Consider the following 14,203-nt stretch of genomic DNA (forward strand, 5'->3'; position numbering starts at 1 on the left):
CTCACCCGTTAAAGAGAGCATCGAGATGAGCGTGATACTCTCTTTTGAGGTTTAGAACGTCTTTGCCAGACTGAGTTTGAACGCACGGCCTTTGCCCGTAATTCCACTCAGGTGTGATTTGTATTTCTGGTCAAAGATATTGGTAATGCTTCCGCGAATTTCCGTAGCAGCCAAGATGCCATCCTCTGGCTTCCAGCTCAGCTGTACTTGATGAAGCGCGTAACCGGGCGTGCGATCATCTGCATCTTCCACCCTGTTCTGCGGCGCGTAAAAATTTGCCCGCCAAGACATATCCAGATTGTACTCAGCAAACTTGTACCCTGCCTTCAGGAAGGCATTATCTGCAGCAACGCTGCTTAGGTGCGTCTTTGCTGTGAGGTTGTCTCCTCTGGTCAATGTTGCGCCCATAGAGCCGTACCAGTTGTTCGATGCGTACCCTGCTTCCAGCTCAACTCCCTTTAAACGAGCTTCATCAATCGATGTCGTAATTGATTTGCCGGTAACGTGGTCGCGCGTGGTGTAGAGATAATCATCAATCCGGTTATAAAACACTGTTGTTTTCAAACGGATACGGTCATTAGCTTGCAGCACATCTGAAAAACTCAACGCAAATCCAGCTTCAATATTGTTGGATTTTTCCTTATCCAAATTCGTGAAGCCATCACCCGTGAATGCTTCATCAATTGTCGGCATACGCTCTGTATGCGCAACTGAGCCAAATATATTCAGCCAATCTGTAACCTTATAAAGCGCCGCCAGTTTTGGAGAGTAGGCTGTTTCACTCGCTTCACCAGTGGTTTTAACACCATTGCCCGGAGTTAGACGCGAGTAGTCGACACGCATGCCCGGAATCAATGTCAAGCGATCATCAAATACGATCTCAGCCTGCCCAAATACACCAAGCATTTTAGATTCACCTTCAGGATGAGAAGGCGAACCCGGTGTCGTACTGCCATCAGCCTGTAAACGTGGGTTCAAGCGCTCTTGATACTGCCCCTCAATGCCATAAGTGAGGTAAGTTTCGATGCCCTCAGTCCCAGAAAATTCAGAGGTATTTTGCAGCTTACCCTGCCAAGTTGAATAGGTGTATTCCTGCTCGATACCAAAGAATGTTGCAGATTGATTTGTCAGCTCGCGATGCGTTTTCTTGAAGGAAATCTGCGCTTTGAGGTCCAACAGGTCGTTCGTCGCAAAGCTGTTTTCGTAACCAAGCACAGCCTGTTGATCGACTGTCTTCTGATCTGCGGTGCCAAAATCCGAGCTTAGCGTTGTTCTGTCATACAAACCATCGCCCTCAGCATACAGGTGTTGATAGCTGGCCCAGAGAGACTGATCTCGATCTGCGCCAAAGGTGTAGCGCAATTTTCCAAAACCGGAGAGGGAGGTGAGGGCGGAGTTTTCCAGCTCAACGCCACCCGCAGCATCATAATCTCCTGCTCGGCGATAGTTGAAATTTGTGATGAACTCAAGATCGTCAGTAATCTTTGCCGCCGCTATGATGGAGCCTAGAACACCATTGCCATTGGAATCCCAAGTGGTTTTTGTTCGCACAGCAAGCTTGTCCTCTCCTATAAGGAAATCGCTTGCATCCTTCGTTGTCATGCTAACAACACCAGCCAGTGCACCGGCACCGTAAAGTGTAGAAGATGCAGGGCCCCGCAACACTTCGACCTCCTTAAACATTTCCGGTTCAAGGAAGAATGAGCCCGCCCGGTATTGCTCGTAGAATGCGTTGACCCCATCCACTTGAATGATTATGCGGTTTTCATCAGAAGACAACGCGCCGCCAATACCGCGAATATTGAGTGACTGCCCCAAAATGCTATCCGCGTTGATGACAGATATTCCCGGAATATCATCCAGGATCTCACCAATCGTAGAAGCTTGTTTTTGCTCAATCTCTTCCTGCCCAACGGAGGTCACAGCTTGAGGGGTATCGATCGCTACCTTTTCCTTGCCTGCGGTGACAATGATTTCGTCCAGCATGGTCGTGGGCGCTTCCTTGGTTGTTTCTTGGGCGGAAGCACCTACAGAAATTAGGGCGAGCGAAAGGGTCGTGCTGGCAAGGAGTGCCGCACGTTAAATACGCGGAGTTGACATGATCGCCTCAGTCTTAAATTTTATGGGATTGGCTGGCTGAGACGCTTCTTGGCTAGCTTGTTAGATTGCATTTGCAATCACTGTTTCTAACCGTGTTTTATAATCTTGAGTGTAATAGTCAAGTTTTAATTGAATAGTTTTGCGTGGTGACTATCTCACTAATCGATGACACAAAAACCCATCCCACAGCTAAGTAAATGGGAGGGCTTCTGTTTTGGAGCGATTATAACTGCTGCTAATCAGCCGTTTCTTCTCGTCCACAAGTCCCAGTAATCCAGCAGATTCCAGCACCTATGAGCGCTCCGACGATAGGTGCTACCCAAAACAGCCAGAGTTGTTCAATGGCCCAACCACCGCCCATCAACGCTGTTGCGGTTGACCTCGCTGGGTTTAACGACGCCCCTGAAATGGGGATGGCGATGATATGCATACAGGTTAGCATGAGGCCAATGGCGAGCGGAGCGAGAGCGGCAGGCGCTCTTTTTGAGGTTGCTCCAATGATCACAATTAGAAACAGTGCTGTGACTGTGATCTCCGTGATAGCGACGGCGATTTCTGAAAATCCGCCGTTGGAATGCTCACCGTATCCATTGGATGCAAAACCGGGAGGATCGCCTGGGCCGTTGGCCAGAATAATCCAGAACACAAGGGCCGCAGTTGTACCGCCAACCACCTGTGCGATGATGTAGGGAATAACCCCCGAAGTCGGAAACCTTTTGGCTGCCCAGAGGCCGATAGTCACTGCTGGGTTGAAATGCGCTCCTGAGATATTGCCGAACGCATAAGCCATACAAACAACCGATAAACCGACAGCAAAGGCCACCCCTAACAACCCAGAACCGCCATACCACTCTACAGGTGCGTAAGACACCAAGGCGCCACCACAAACGGCAGAAACAAGAGCAAATGTGCCGACAAACTCGGCTCCAAGCTTCCTCAACATAACACTTCTCCTTCAACTGATGTGAGGAGGTATCACAGTATGTTTGCGGACAAGCTTTTGGAGAGACCGCAAATCTAACATATGCATTAAGCATGGCGATCTTGGTGTGAACGACACTTACCCAGCCCACCCGATTGAGTGCAGACATGGTAATCCCCCTGAGTGGGCGGTTACACTAATTTATCTTGAGTTTTTGCGTCATCTTTTACCCATTCAACAACCACAATCAGAGATTTAGGTAAAAAACATGAAGGCTGTACAGGCACATCAACGCCAAACCACAACGTCGATGGCGGTATTCAATGCCCCTCAAGCAAATGTTATGAATAGAAAAGTTGTGAGTATGAGGAACTGGCTAAAATCCGCTCCTACTAATCTATAAGAAATTAGTAGGGCCACATATATCTCAATCTAAGATTGTGTATAAATTTCATGCAGCAGGCGTTTTAAGCCAGCAAAGGAACATAAAGCTGCTCTAAATGGATGCAATAAAAATCGCACTTTTCTAGCTCCTCTTCATTTCAGTCAAAAAATCAGAACAAATTGATTGCACCAGATTTCCGCAAAATTCTGTGTAACTTATAAGCCGCATCCCCTTGGTCACACTTCCAGTACCGGCCTTTACACCGCAACATCATCTCACGTCTGTATGCATATATAGGGCTCGGTTCAAACCCAATACTTTTCAGCAATGCATCTCCGAGAAATGGGATATCCACGATATCATCGGTGAGCCTGTATAAGGATTTGGGAGTGTTAACACCATCGATGCGATAGTAAGTTGTTACCAATGCATGATCCATATTAGGAGGTACACGAACTACGCCTTCAGTGCTAAAATATGATTTAGTAAAATATGGCTGATGGTCACCAAAATCTAATATAACGACCGGCTTGCCTTGGCTACGTGATAAATTTACCTTGAACTCAGCAAATTGTTTATTTGAAGTCGCAACCCTCAGAGCATATTCTTTTTCAATACCAGCAATTGGAATATCAGAATTATTGAGCATAAGATCAACATTCAATAATTCTTCGCTGCGATCCCTATCATTGTAGGGAGCATGAGTAGAAACCGTATCAAGGAAGATGAAAATCGGTTGATCTTGATTTCTCTCAGCCAGCACTGATGTTACGAATTCATAAATTTCTTCGTCAGCGACCTCTACTCCGTATTTTGATCGCAATTCGTCAATATCAACAACACGGTCTATACCAAGCGTTTTATGTAATGCATCCGATTTTGCGAACCCGTTTTTACCTGTTGTGATAACAAGCGTTTCGTATCCACAGTTCTTCAATTCACTAACAAATGTTGTTGTCAGGCGCCCATCCGAGAGAACGTTTGCGAGTGTTTGAAAATCGCCAAACCCGTAAGTCGACACCCCTGTTAGCATGCTGAACATCGCTAACCACGTTCCTCCGCCATGACTTTCCACTCGCAGTCGGCGAACCCTACCATCAAGAGCAGCGAAATCAACATTCTTTACTCCGCCAATTGCAGTCTGGGGAAAATCACCAAGAATGTAGGTAGATTCCCTCAGAACCGACACCAGATTAGGTTGATATTCAGATTTACAAACTGAGGCAGTGCTTAAAGTTGGTATGTCGGCTTCAGAGTAAGTTGCATTTCCGTAATCAAAAATAGTCCCCCGCGCGATAGCATCGGCCGCATCCAACATCGAAAATGCCAAGGATGAGACATGGAAGCGATCTCTAAAGAAGAGCATCGATGGACGCCCTTTATTATGAAGATTGTTCTGGTAGGAAACGAACCAACTAAATACCCCCCCGATGAGAAGGCAACCGATCAAAGCGACATAAGGTGTTGAACGCTTTTCCAGCTTCCAAAGCCAAACACAAGGAATAAGAAAAATTAGAAATACAACGAATACCGCCGCCATCATTGTTGGAAATTGCTGAAACCCATAGAATAGAGATTCAGTGTTAATATGGAGCCATAAGTCAATTACATGGAGCGTTTGACCAGTAATTCCAAACTTGAATATAGAAGAAATGTATATACCAAGAATTGTTACCAACGCTAAGTAAGCCGACAGTGCGTATCTTCCTAAAGCGATAACGTAGATAAACAGCAAAGATAAGTATAACAATATGGAAGCTATATTTGGTATTGTCTGATTTTCAGTTAGAACCAAGAATAGTATAGCTAATATTACAATAGTAAAAACGGAAGTATATTTTTTCATTTTATTACAATTTTTACTTTTCCAAATGGCATTTCAGATACGGAAACAAACCAATTAGTACAGATTCCACGCCAAGAACTCGTGCGTACTACCTTTTGATAATACTGGGGCGATTATTCCAATAGTGTAAAATGTGTTTCGCTTGCAAGAGAAATGCAACTTGCCTTGAGATAGCCAGCCACAGAGATCTGAGGCTGGCTTTAATGTGTTTCAAATTACCCAACAAGAAGCACTAATGCGCTTCCTCCCAGTTGTTGGCGGCTTCTGCTTCTACTTTTAGGGGGACAGAGAGCTGGAGGACGGGTTCTGTCGCTTTTTCCATGGTGCTGATGACGAGTTTTTTGGTTTCCTCGGCCTGCTCTTCTGGCAGTTCGAAGATCAATTCATCGTGCACTTGCAGCAGCATTTGTGCGTCCAGGCCTGCGGTTTTCAGTACTTCATCCATGCGCACCATGGCGCGGCGGAGGATATCTGCTGCTGAACCCTGAATTGGGGCGTTGATGGCGGCCCGCTCGTAGAACTGACGCATATTCGGGTTTTTGGTGTTTACATCCGGGTAGTGAGCGCGGCGACCGAAGATGGTTTCCACGTAACCGTTTTCATGGACGAACTTTTTGGTCTCTTCCATGTACTCTTTGATGCCCGGGAAGCGCTCAAAGTAGGTTTTGATGTAATCACCGGCTTCACCACGGGAAATGCTGAGCTGATTGGCAAGGCCAAACGCTGAAATACCGTAGATGATACCGAAGTTGATGGCTTTGGCGCGGCGGCGGACGCTGGAATCCATGCCTTCAATCGGCACGCCAAACATCTCGCTGGCTGTCATGGCGTGAATATCCAGCCCATCAGCAAACGCTTGTTTGAGCTGGGGAATATCGGCCATGTGGGCCAGCACGCGCAGTTCGATCTGGCTGTAATCGGCAGAAATGAGCTTTTTGCCTTTTCCAGCGATGAAGGCCTGACGGATTTTGCGGCCTTCCGCTGTGCGGATAGGGATGTTTTGAATGTTTGGCTCAGAAGAGGACAAACGGCCCGTTGTGGTTGCGGCCAGCGAGAAGGAGGTGTGAACGCGGCCCGTATCCTGATTGATGAAGCCGGGCAGGGCGTCCGTGTAGGTGGATCTCAGCTTGCTCAGCTGGCGCCACTCAACAATCTTGCTTGGAAGCGCATGGCCTTGAGCGGCCAAATCATCCAGCACAGAGGCCGAGGTTGACCACGCACCTGTCTTCGTTTTTTTGCCGCCGGGAAGACCCATTCTGCCGAACAGGATTTCACCCAGCTGTTTTGGAGAACCGACGTTGAAGATTTCGCCTGCATCGTCATGGATTTCCGCTTCCAGCCGCGCAGCGCCCTGCGCAAACTCGCCGGAGAGCAAGGAGAGCATCTGACGGTCAATGGAAATGCCGCGGCGCTCCATCTTGGCCAGTGTTACCACCATTGGACGTTCGAGGCGCTCATAAACCACGGTCATCTGCTCAGCGGCGAGGCGCGGTTTAAGGATTTTCCAGAGGCGCAGAGTTACGTCCGCATCTTCAGCCGCATAGGCCGTGGCTTTTTCCAGTGGCACCTTGTCAAAACTGATTTGGGATTTGCCGGAGCCGCACACTTCCTTAAACGGGATTGGCGTGTGACCCAGCCAACGCTGAGACAGCTCATCCATGCCGTTGCCGCCCACGCCCGCATCTAGCGCATAGGAGAGCAGCATGGTGTCATCAAACGGGGCAACCTCAACGCCGTAACGCGCCAGCACGAGCCAGTCGTACTTCATGTTCTGCGCGATTTTGAGAACTGCCGGATCTTCCAGCATCGGTTTAAGGAGCGCGATGGCTTCCTTCAGTGGGATCTGGCCTTCCAGCAAACCGCCGCCGCCGAGGAGGTCCCCTTCGCCGTCCACATGCGCCAGTGGGATGTAACAGGCTTTGCCCGGCACGCTGGAAAGGGAGACGCCAACCAAGCCAGCTTCCATAGAATTGAGGGCATCTGTTTCCGTATCCACAGCCACATAGCCAACTTCATAGGCTTGCGCTATCCACTCCTGAAGTTGCTCAGCGGTGGAGATTGTTACGTATGCGGAACTATCCACGGGAATCGCTGATATTTCAGCCTTCAGTTTCTCGGCAACCGGTCCGGTAGACCAGATTTGATCCGCAGGTTGTCCCGCAGTATCCTCAGCTTTTGCAGCAGGTTTTGCAGTGCTTTCCCAGCCTTCTACGATTAACTCAATCGGTTCGATGTTCTCCAAAACTGCGCCGGTGAAGTCTGCAACTTTTTTGGTGAGGCTGTGGAGGCCGATTGCTTTGAGGAAGCCGATTGCTTCTGCACCATTTACATCACAAACAGTGAAATCTTCGACTGGCGTTTCCACCGGCACGTTTTCTTCCAGCTGCACAAGGCGTTTGGAAACACGGGCTTGATCTGCAAACTCGATGAGGTTTTCGCGGCGCTTCTTCTGCTTAATGGTTTCAGCTTGCGCCAAAAGAGTTTCCAGATCACCGAACTCGTTGATCAGCAGAGCTGCGGTTTTAAGGCCGATGCCCGGAATGCCGGGAACGTTATCAACGCTATCACCTGCAAGGGACTGCACTTCGACGACCTTTTCCGGTCCAACGCCGAATTTCTCAAAGACCTCTGGCGCGCCGATCACCTTGTTCTTCATGGTATCAACCATGCCGATTTTGTCGGTTACAAGCTGCATCAGATCTTTATCGCCAGAAACGATGGTCACACGAGCGCCTTGTGCCGCGGCTTGGCGGGCGTAGGTGGCAATGAGATCGTCGGCCTCATACCCCTGCTGATCAATGGCGGGTACGCCAAAGGCACGGGTTGCCTGACGGATCAAACCAAACTGGGGGCGCAGGTCTTCTGGCGCAGGTGGGCGATGCGCTTTGTATTCCGGGTAGAAGTCGTTTCGGAACGTTTTGCCGGACTTATCAAAGATCACGGCAAAGTGGGTTGGCTCCTCGCCTTTTTCTTTGGTGGGGCCGTCCTGCATCATCTTCCAGAGCATGTTACAGAAGCCGGAAACCGCGCCAATGGGCAAGCCATCGGACTTGCGGGTCAGCGGTGGCAACGCGTGATACGCACGGAAAATGAAGGTGGAACCATCAATCAGAATGAGATGATCGTTCTCTTTAAGAGCTGGGGCATTAGAATGTGTTGACATGGGCGCGATCATGCCTGCCACCGGCCCTTAAGAAAAGAGCAATTAATCCTTTTTCAATGATGTTTTAACGATCCGAACCAGCCTCAGGTTTTTCTGTGGTCATCGCGGGCTCTTCCTCTACGAAATAAGGCATAAAACCCGACTGATTGTTGCGGATGGTGGGTTTAAACTTTCCTTGCGGGCAAATGAAGATCAATTCATCCTGCAGACGGACCTGCTTACAATCTTTGTCGAGATCGTAAACGAAGCCGCCCGCATCTCCACTGAAATAGTAGTCGTTGGTGGTTGGCTCTTCTCCCGGGGTTACTTTCGGCGCTTCCAGTACGGACTTGTTGCAGAGGTCGCTAATCTTCTCGCGGTATTGAGATTGACCGAGGTCATTTGTTGGTTCGCGCTTCATGTAATCCTCAACGCACTCAGAAACCTCTCGCTCCATCTGTTGTTTTGGTGTGGGTGTTTTGGTCGTTTGGGCGTTGGCGAGGGCTGATAAACAGAATACGGTGATGACTGCGATGATAGCTGGCAGGCATCTGCCAGAATTTGAGTAGGCTTGACTGAAATATCGCATCTCACTCTCCGGCAGTTATTGGGCGACCGTAGGGCCGGGCAGGTTGAAATGCTCTGCGCCCTCCGGAGGCTTGAACTTGAAATCTTCAGGATGGAATTGCGGATCTAAGTTCCAACCACGGTAGGAGAGGTGCGTTTGTGGCAAGCCCTCCAATTCCTTATAAGTCACAATAAGATAACCGGGATACCCTGTCTCCTCATAAACCCACAACTGCCAATCCACCGCATCGTTAAAGAAGGCGAGGTGATGGGCGGTGCCTTCCGGCAAAACTTCACGCCCCACATAAAGGGAGCGAGTGGCGAGTTCATCAAGGACCATGTTCAGTTCAGGGTTGACCAAATCAATCCCCGGTAGCGTGAGCTGGAAATCGCTTCGCAGAACACCAATCAACGCTGCGACTGTGCCGGTAAAATCACCCTGCGTGTAAATATTCCGTGTCTCGTCGAAATAGGTGATGATGCCGTCATCCAGATACAATTCACTCTTGCCATCCGGGCGCGGCAGATCAATTTTGAGTTCACCTTTGCCAAGAATGTTGACGGTGTATTCGAACACAAAATTCAATGGAACCAGATCTTTGAAGATCCGTTCTTCACTGGCGTACACAGTGAAGCGCATGGACTCCACCGCTTTAAACTTCTCCAGCACCTCCAAAAGGATTTGCCGCGCCATGTCTTCCTTTGCTGCATGAGCGGGAAGCGGACGTAGCTCTACCCACGCAAGCGCGGACAAAATGAAAAGGATAGGCAGAACACTCAATGCTCTGAAGATCATGAGGATGTGTTCCCGGCCGGTATCTCAGGCTTCCTTGATGGCGAGCTGAAACGCATCAGCTCACGCCGTCAGGACAAGCCTAAGCAAGGACCGGAAAAACCCTCTAAACCCAACTGCTAAAATTGGGCGTGTCCTTGTCATGATTTAACAGCAAAACCCTCGAAAGTGGTTGTTTCGAGGGTTTTTGTTATTCGTCGGGGGCTGTCACTTTTCAAGCTGCTATGGGAGCAACGCTTTTGGAGCGAGGAAGCACTGCAACATACGCCCAAGTGGGCCTTTTAAAGAGGAATGTACCAAAACCGGTTTTATTTATGACCCAGAGCAAGATGATTGGCGAGACCGTTGCCATACAAGTCACGATCAACGCGATTATACCAGCGTCCGATATCACACCAAGCTTGAGCAAGATTGCGCGTGTCACTGCCATCGGGAAAAAGAATGCCAGATAAATCACGATGGAGTTCTGGCCCATGTAACTCAGCAGTTTAAGTGACTTTATATTGGACAGTAGCGCAGACACCGCGATCACAGCAAGCGCGCCCAAACCACCCAATGCCAGCGATGCAAATGGCAAGTCCGCATAACCGTAGTTAACAAACAACCCGTTCACCCCCCCCCAAATCAGCAAGAATGACAGGCCTTTGAGGACATTCTGGCGAATCCAATCCGCAATCACGAAAATATTCTGCGCGAAGATATAACCAGCAAAGAAGAACACAAAGCGTGAAGCGGTTTCATCCAACAACACCCAACCCGTGTGGATCTGACTGATTTGTAGAACGGACGCGACCACAAGTGTCGCCTGCCACGGCACTTTTGCTGAATGAAGAAGCTTGGTGATGACAAAGAAAATAGGCAGAGCGTAGATAAACCAAAGCGTGCCGAACGGCTGCACATAAGACAGTGCATATTGCGAGAATACACTGCTCCACCCGAACTCTGCTGCGAACGAAGGCGCTTTCAGCACAAACTGAATAGTAAGCCACAAAATGTAGAAGTAGAAGAAGTGTACGACTTTACGATCGACATACAGACGCCAGTCCCGCCCGATGGTGAGTGCAAGGAATAACCCGGAGATCATGAAGAAGTCCGGCATACGGAAGGGTTTTGCAAAGGCAACGATCTCGCCCATAAAGCCCATCTTGCCGATTGCTTCTCCAACCCCAAGCGTGGAATGCATCATGACCACGAGAAAGATACAAAATCCTTTCGCGTAATCCACCCAATCCACTCTATTGGAGTTTTGCTGCCCAACCATGAAATATCCTAATGCAACTGCGTGCTATTATTATTTTTCACAATTATAGGTTTAGGAATGGAGTAATGCTAGTTGCTGAAAATTAAAATTTTAATAAAAAGTTAACAAAATTCTTAAAATGCTTAATTATTAGCTCACCATCTTAATTCTTGCTTCTTTTTCAATGGCATGCCGCGTTTGAAGTTCTGAGAGGCGTTTCATCACTTCTTTTTTACCAGCCTCGGTCTCAGTGACTATAACCTCGTCCTGAAGCTGTTTGATCTCTTTTTGCAACTCAATTTCTCGTGGGAGCGCACCAGATTCGGCCATGATGCGAAAACCAACGGCATCTGCTGGGTCAATTAAAGCTGCCTCTGGCCTGCGGGGAAGAGGTTTTCCCTCTCCCTTGAGGTTTTTAAGCTGCCCTTTTGATTGCGCTTTGTTTATTTGACGCTCAATCAATTTGTCCCACAGAGCCATGGCTTTGTTCCTCAAATTATTTTTTTGATTCAGACCATCTGCAATTAATGTTTCCGCGGGTCATCCTCATCAGTAGCCCATGGGCTTATACGGTTCGGGTCATCTGAGTGCGGATGATTTGCTGCTTCATCTTCTCCATGACGGGAAGATTTCCACTCATCTTCATTCAAATCCACAGTACCATCCTTGCGGCGATAGCCCGGATTCACGTTGAGGTTCTGCACCTTAACGCGGCGGGAGAGATAGTTGCCAATCGCCTCGCGCACTGGTGGGATGAAGAGCAGGAGGCCAATTGCATCCGTAAAGAAGCCCGGAATGAGTAGCATCACGCCTGCAAACACGATCATCGCGCCATGCATCAACTCATGGCTTGGTACACGACCAGCATCCATTTCGCCGCGCATACGCATGAGCAAAGATACACCTTGCTGACGAAGCATGTATGATCCTGCTGCAGCAGAAGCTACAGTGAGCAGGATTGTTGGAATTGCCCCTATCACGCTCCCAACTTCAATAAAGAGATAGATCTCTATGGTTGGAACGAGAATGAAGCAGATAAGAAGGATGAATCCGAGTGGCATAGCGTCCGCGTTGGTTCTAGGCGTTTAATTTATTAATCACCTTTTTCAAGATGACCATACTCATATTTGGGTGTCTTGCAAAAATTGCAATAACTAATTTAACCTTATACTAGCGTGGTAAGACCTTAAAAAGGCATTGGGGTGGCCAAGAAATAGCTGGAAGTTGCTCATAGAAACCTTAAATTAGTGACAGAGCCTGTAAAAATGCGCTAGAGCAGCTTATCTAGATATCTAATGCATTTGATCATCGGCGCTTAGTCGCCACGAGTAAAGGACCGGTCGGTACTCGGAATGAACGAAATATTCGACGTCTACAACATAATCTTCCTTATTGCGGCAGTTGTTATTTTTCTGCGGTTGAGATCCGTATTGGGCAATCGTACCGGTAACGAGAATCAACCCCATGATCCGTACTCTGCTTCGCAAAATCAGGATTCCAAACAATCTCAGGCACCTGAGAATGATGACAACGTTATTCCGCTTCCAGGAAGCGAGAACGTGGATCATGACCCAGAGCGCGCGGAACGCGAAGCTCGGGAACAGGTTGAAGCTGAGATCGACAAGATGGCCAAAAAAGGTTCAGATTTGAACCATGGCCTGCGTGAAATCTGGAAGGCGGAACCGTCCTTCAATCCAGCAGAGTTTGTGCAGGGTGCGCGCAGCGCCTATGAGATTATTCTCATGTCGTTCGCGCAGGGTGATCGTCGATCTTTGAAAGACCTTCTCTCTCCTGAGGTGTTCGCCGGCTTCTCAGCCGCCATTGATGATCGTGAAAGTCGCAATGAGCGTGTTGAATCCACCTTTGTCGGTATCGACAAGGCGGGGATTGTGGAAGCCAATTTTAATGCGAAGGACAAACTGGCTGAAGTTACCATTCGCATTAAGGGCCAACTGATCACCGCAACACGCGATTCCGAAAATCGGATTATTGACGGCGACCCAACCGCAGTGAGTGAACTGACTGACGTTTGGACCTTCGCTCGTGTAACTGGTGAGAACGATCCAAACTGGAGACTGGTTGCAACGGAATCTGCATGACGCCTTCTTTCTTTCGCGGCACTAAGAGCATGATTATGGCACTTAGCGTCGCGGCGGGGATAAGTTCTGCTGCTGTTGCTGGAAAGCCTTTGAGCAGAGGCCAAGCCAATATGCGAAGCACAATGCTTTCCGAGCCACTTGTTCCAGACGAAATTGATGGATGGGCTGCAGATGATCATTCTGCGGCCCTTTCCGCGTTTCTGGATCATTGCAAAGCTGGCGAAGGTAAACCGCAAAAAACCAACACTTTTGGCATTAGCGACGCAGATCTACGCAAGATTTGCACAAAAGCACGCAAAACCAACGCAAGTGATGCAAAAGACTTTTTAGAACAGAACTTTACGTTTCACCGGGTCATCAAAAAGGGTTTTGTGACCGGTTATTATATGCCGGAGCTGGAAGGTTCCCTTGTGCGTACCGCGGACTATTCTATCCCCCTGCATGGCTATCCTCCCAATTTTAAAGTTATGCCCACACGCGGAGATGTTATTGATGGTGCTCTCAACGGCAATGACCTTGAGGTCCTTTGGGTAAAAGATCCGGTTGACGCTTTTTTTACGGCCATTCAAGGTTCAGCTAGAGTTCGGTTGCCAAATGGCGAGACACGACGCCTAGCTTATGCTGGAAAATCAGGCCACGATTATACGCCAATTGGCCGTATCCTCATTGAGCGCGGCGAAATCGCCAAGGAAAACATGTCGATGGATGCCATCCGTGCATGGTTATCCGCTAATCCGACCCAGCAAAATGAATTGTTTCGGCACAATAAATCCTACATCTTTTTTGAGGTACAATCCTCTGAAAATGCTGAGGTTTCAGCCATTGGAGGCGCCGGAACGCCGCTGACAGACCTGAGATCACTGGCAATTGATGATGATCTGCACACTTATGGCAGTTTAATTTTTGTCTCCAGTGATTTAAGGGAGTACGACACAACAGGAAATCGCTTCGCGAAGCTGATGGTTGCTCAGGATACTGGATCCGCAATTAAAGGCGCAGCACGAGGCGATATTTTTGTTGGAAGTGGTGCAAAGGCAGGTGCAATTGCCGGGAATATCCGTCACGACGCGGAGTTCTATCTCCTTGTTCCAAAATAACAATTGATCGTG

General features: G+C 48.6%; 11 protein-coding genes. 2 read left to right on the top strand and 9 right to left on the bottom strand.

Features of this window, described 5'->3' with window-relative positions; genetic code table 11:
- Positions 1-51: 51 nt before the first annotated feature.
- From BLS62_RS19075 to BLS62_RS19115, 9 genes are all read right to left on the bottom strand, one after another.
- Complete coding sequence (locus tag BLS62_RS19075; RefSeq protein ID WP_093184013.1) at positions 52-1,986, bottom strand: TonB-dependent receptor domain-containing protein; 1,935 nt, start codon at positions 1,984-1,986, stop codon at positions 52-54.
- A 349-nt stretch (positions 1,987-2,335) separates the two neighbouring features.
- A complete protein-coding gene (gene aqpZ, locus BLS62_RS19080) occupies positions 2,336-3,043 on the bottom strand; it encodes an aquaporin Z (RefSeq protein ID WP_093184016.1) in 708 nt (235 codons plus the stop codon).
- 533 nt (positions 3,044-3,576) lie between these two features.
- Positions 3,577-5,253 (bottom strand): sulfatase-like hydrolase/transferase, encoded by a 1,677-nt coding sequence (locus BLS62_RS19085; RefSeq protein ID WP_093184018.1) that lies wholly within the window; start codon positions 5,251-5,253, stop codon positions 3,577-3,579.
- Between the two features lie 232 nt (positions 5,254-5,485).
- Positions 5,486-8,428: a DNA polymerase I gene (gene polA / locus BLS62_RS19090; protein ID WP_093189227.1), complete on the bottom strand. Its 2,943-nt coding sequence runs from the start codon at positions 8,426-8,428 to the stop codon at positions 5,486-5,488.
- A gap of 52 nt (positions 8,429-8,480) precedes the next feature.
- On the bottom strand, positions 8,481-8,984 hold the full coding sequence (locus BLS62_RS19095) for a hypothetical protein (RefSeq protein ID WP_093184021.1): 504 nt from the start codon (positions 8,982-8,984) through the stop codon (positions 8,481-8,483).
- 15 nt (positions 8,985-8,999) lie between these two features.
- Positions 9,000-9,758 carry a DUF2092 domain-containing protein gene (locus BLS62_RS19100; protein ID WP_093184023.1) on the bottom strand — a complete coding sequence of 253 codons (759 nt, stop codon included), beginning with the start codon at positions 9,756-9,758 and terminating at the stop codon, positions 9,000-9,002.
- 211 nt (positions 9,759-9,969) lie between these two features.
- On the bottom strand, positions 9,970-11,016 hold the full coding sequence (locus tag BLS62_RS19105; RefSeq protein WP_093184026.1) for an acyltransferase family protein: 1,047 nt from the start codon (positions 11,014-11,016) through the stop codon (positions 9,970-9,972).
- 129 nt (positions 11,017-11,145) lie between these two features.
- Positions 11,146-11,475: a DnaJ family domain-containing protein gene (locus BLS62_RS19110; RefSeq protein WP_093184028.1), complete on the bottom strand. Its 330-nt coding sequence runs from the start codon at positions 11,473-11,475 to the stop codon at positions 11,146-11,148.
- A gap of 44 nt (positions 11,476-11,519) precedes the next feature.
- The gene (locus tag BLS62_RS19115) at positions 11,520-12,056 is read right to left on the bottom strand and encodes an FxsA family protein (protein ID WP_093184031.1); all 537 of its coding nucleotides are present in this window, start codon (positions 12,054-12,056) and stop codon (positions 11,520-11,522) included.
- Positions 12,057-12,347: 291 nt separating this feature from the next.
- On the opposite strand from BLS62_RS19115, the gene BLS62_RS19120 reads away from it, so the two are divergent.
- Positions 12,348-13,094 carry a Tim44/TimA family putative adaptor protein gene (locus BLS62_RS19120; RefSeq protein ID WP_093184033.1) on the top strand — a complete coding sequence of 249 codons (747 nt, stop codon included), beginning with the start codon at positions 12,348-12,350 and terminating at the stop codon, positions 13,092-13,094.
- On the top strand, positions 13,091-14,191 hold the full coding sequence (locus BLS62_RS19125; RefSeq protein ID WP_208990964.1) for a murein transglycosylase A: 1,101 nt from the start codon (positions 13,091-13,093) through the stop codon (positions 14,189-14,191). Before BLS62_RS19120 ends, BLS62_RS19125 begins: the two co-directional genes overlap by 4 nt.
- The last annotated feature ends 12 nt before the right edge of the window (positions 14,192-14,203 follow it).

It is taken from the genome of Pseudovibrio sp. Tun.PSC04-5.I4, from assembly GCF_900104145.1.
GTDB lineage: Bacteria > Pseudomonadota > Alphaproteobacteria > Rhizobiales > Stappiaceae > Pseudovibrio.

Bases quoted from the DNA above. Each gene is read 5' to 3' on its own strand.
- BLS62_RS19075 (WP_093184013.1), bottom strand. From the start codon at position 1,986: ATGCTGGACGAAATCATTGTCACCGCAGGCAAGGAAAAGGTAGCGATC.
- aqpZ (WP_093184016.1), bottom strand. From the start codon at position 3,043: ATGTTGAGGAAGCTTGGAGCCGAGTTTGTCGGCACATTTGCTCTTGTT.
- BLS62_RS19085 (WP_093184018.1), bottom strand. From the start codon at position 5,253: ATGAAAAAATATACTTCCGTTTTTACTATTGTAATATTAGCTATACTA.
- polA (WP_093189227.1), bottom strand. From the start codon at position 8,428: ATGATCGCGCCCATGTCAACACATTCTAATGCCCCAGCTCTTAAAGAG.
- BLS62_RS19095 (WP_093184021.1), bottom strand. From the start codon at position 8,984: ATGCGATATTTCAGTCAAGCCTACTCAAATTCTGGCAGATGCCTGCCA.
- BLS62_RS19100 (WP_093184023.1), bottom strand. From the start codon at position 9,758: ATGATCTTCAGAGCATTGAGTGTTCTGCCTATCCTTTTCATTTTGTCC.
- BLS62_RS19105 (WP_093184026.1), bottom strand. From the start codon at position 11,016: ATGGTTGGGCAGCAAAACTCCAATAGAGTGGATTGGGTGGATTACGCG.
- BLS62_RS19110 (WP_093184028.1), bottom strand. From the start codon at position 11,475: ATGGCTCTGTGGGACAAATTGATTGAGCGTCAAATAAACAAAGCGCAA.
- BLS62_RS19115 (WP_093184031.1), bottom strand. From the start codon at position 12,056: ATGCCACTCGGATTCATCCTTCTTATCTGCTTCATTCTCGTTCCAACC.
- BLS62_RS19120 (WP_093184033.1), top strand. From the start codon at position 12,348: ATGAACGAAATATTCGACGTCTACAACATAATCTTCCTTATTGCGGCA.
- BLS62_RS19125 (WP_208990964.1), top strand. From the start codon at position 13,091: ATGACGCCTTCTTTCTTTCGCGGCACTAAGAGCATGATTATGGCACTT.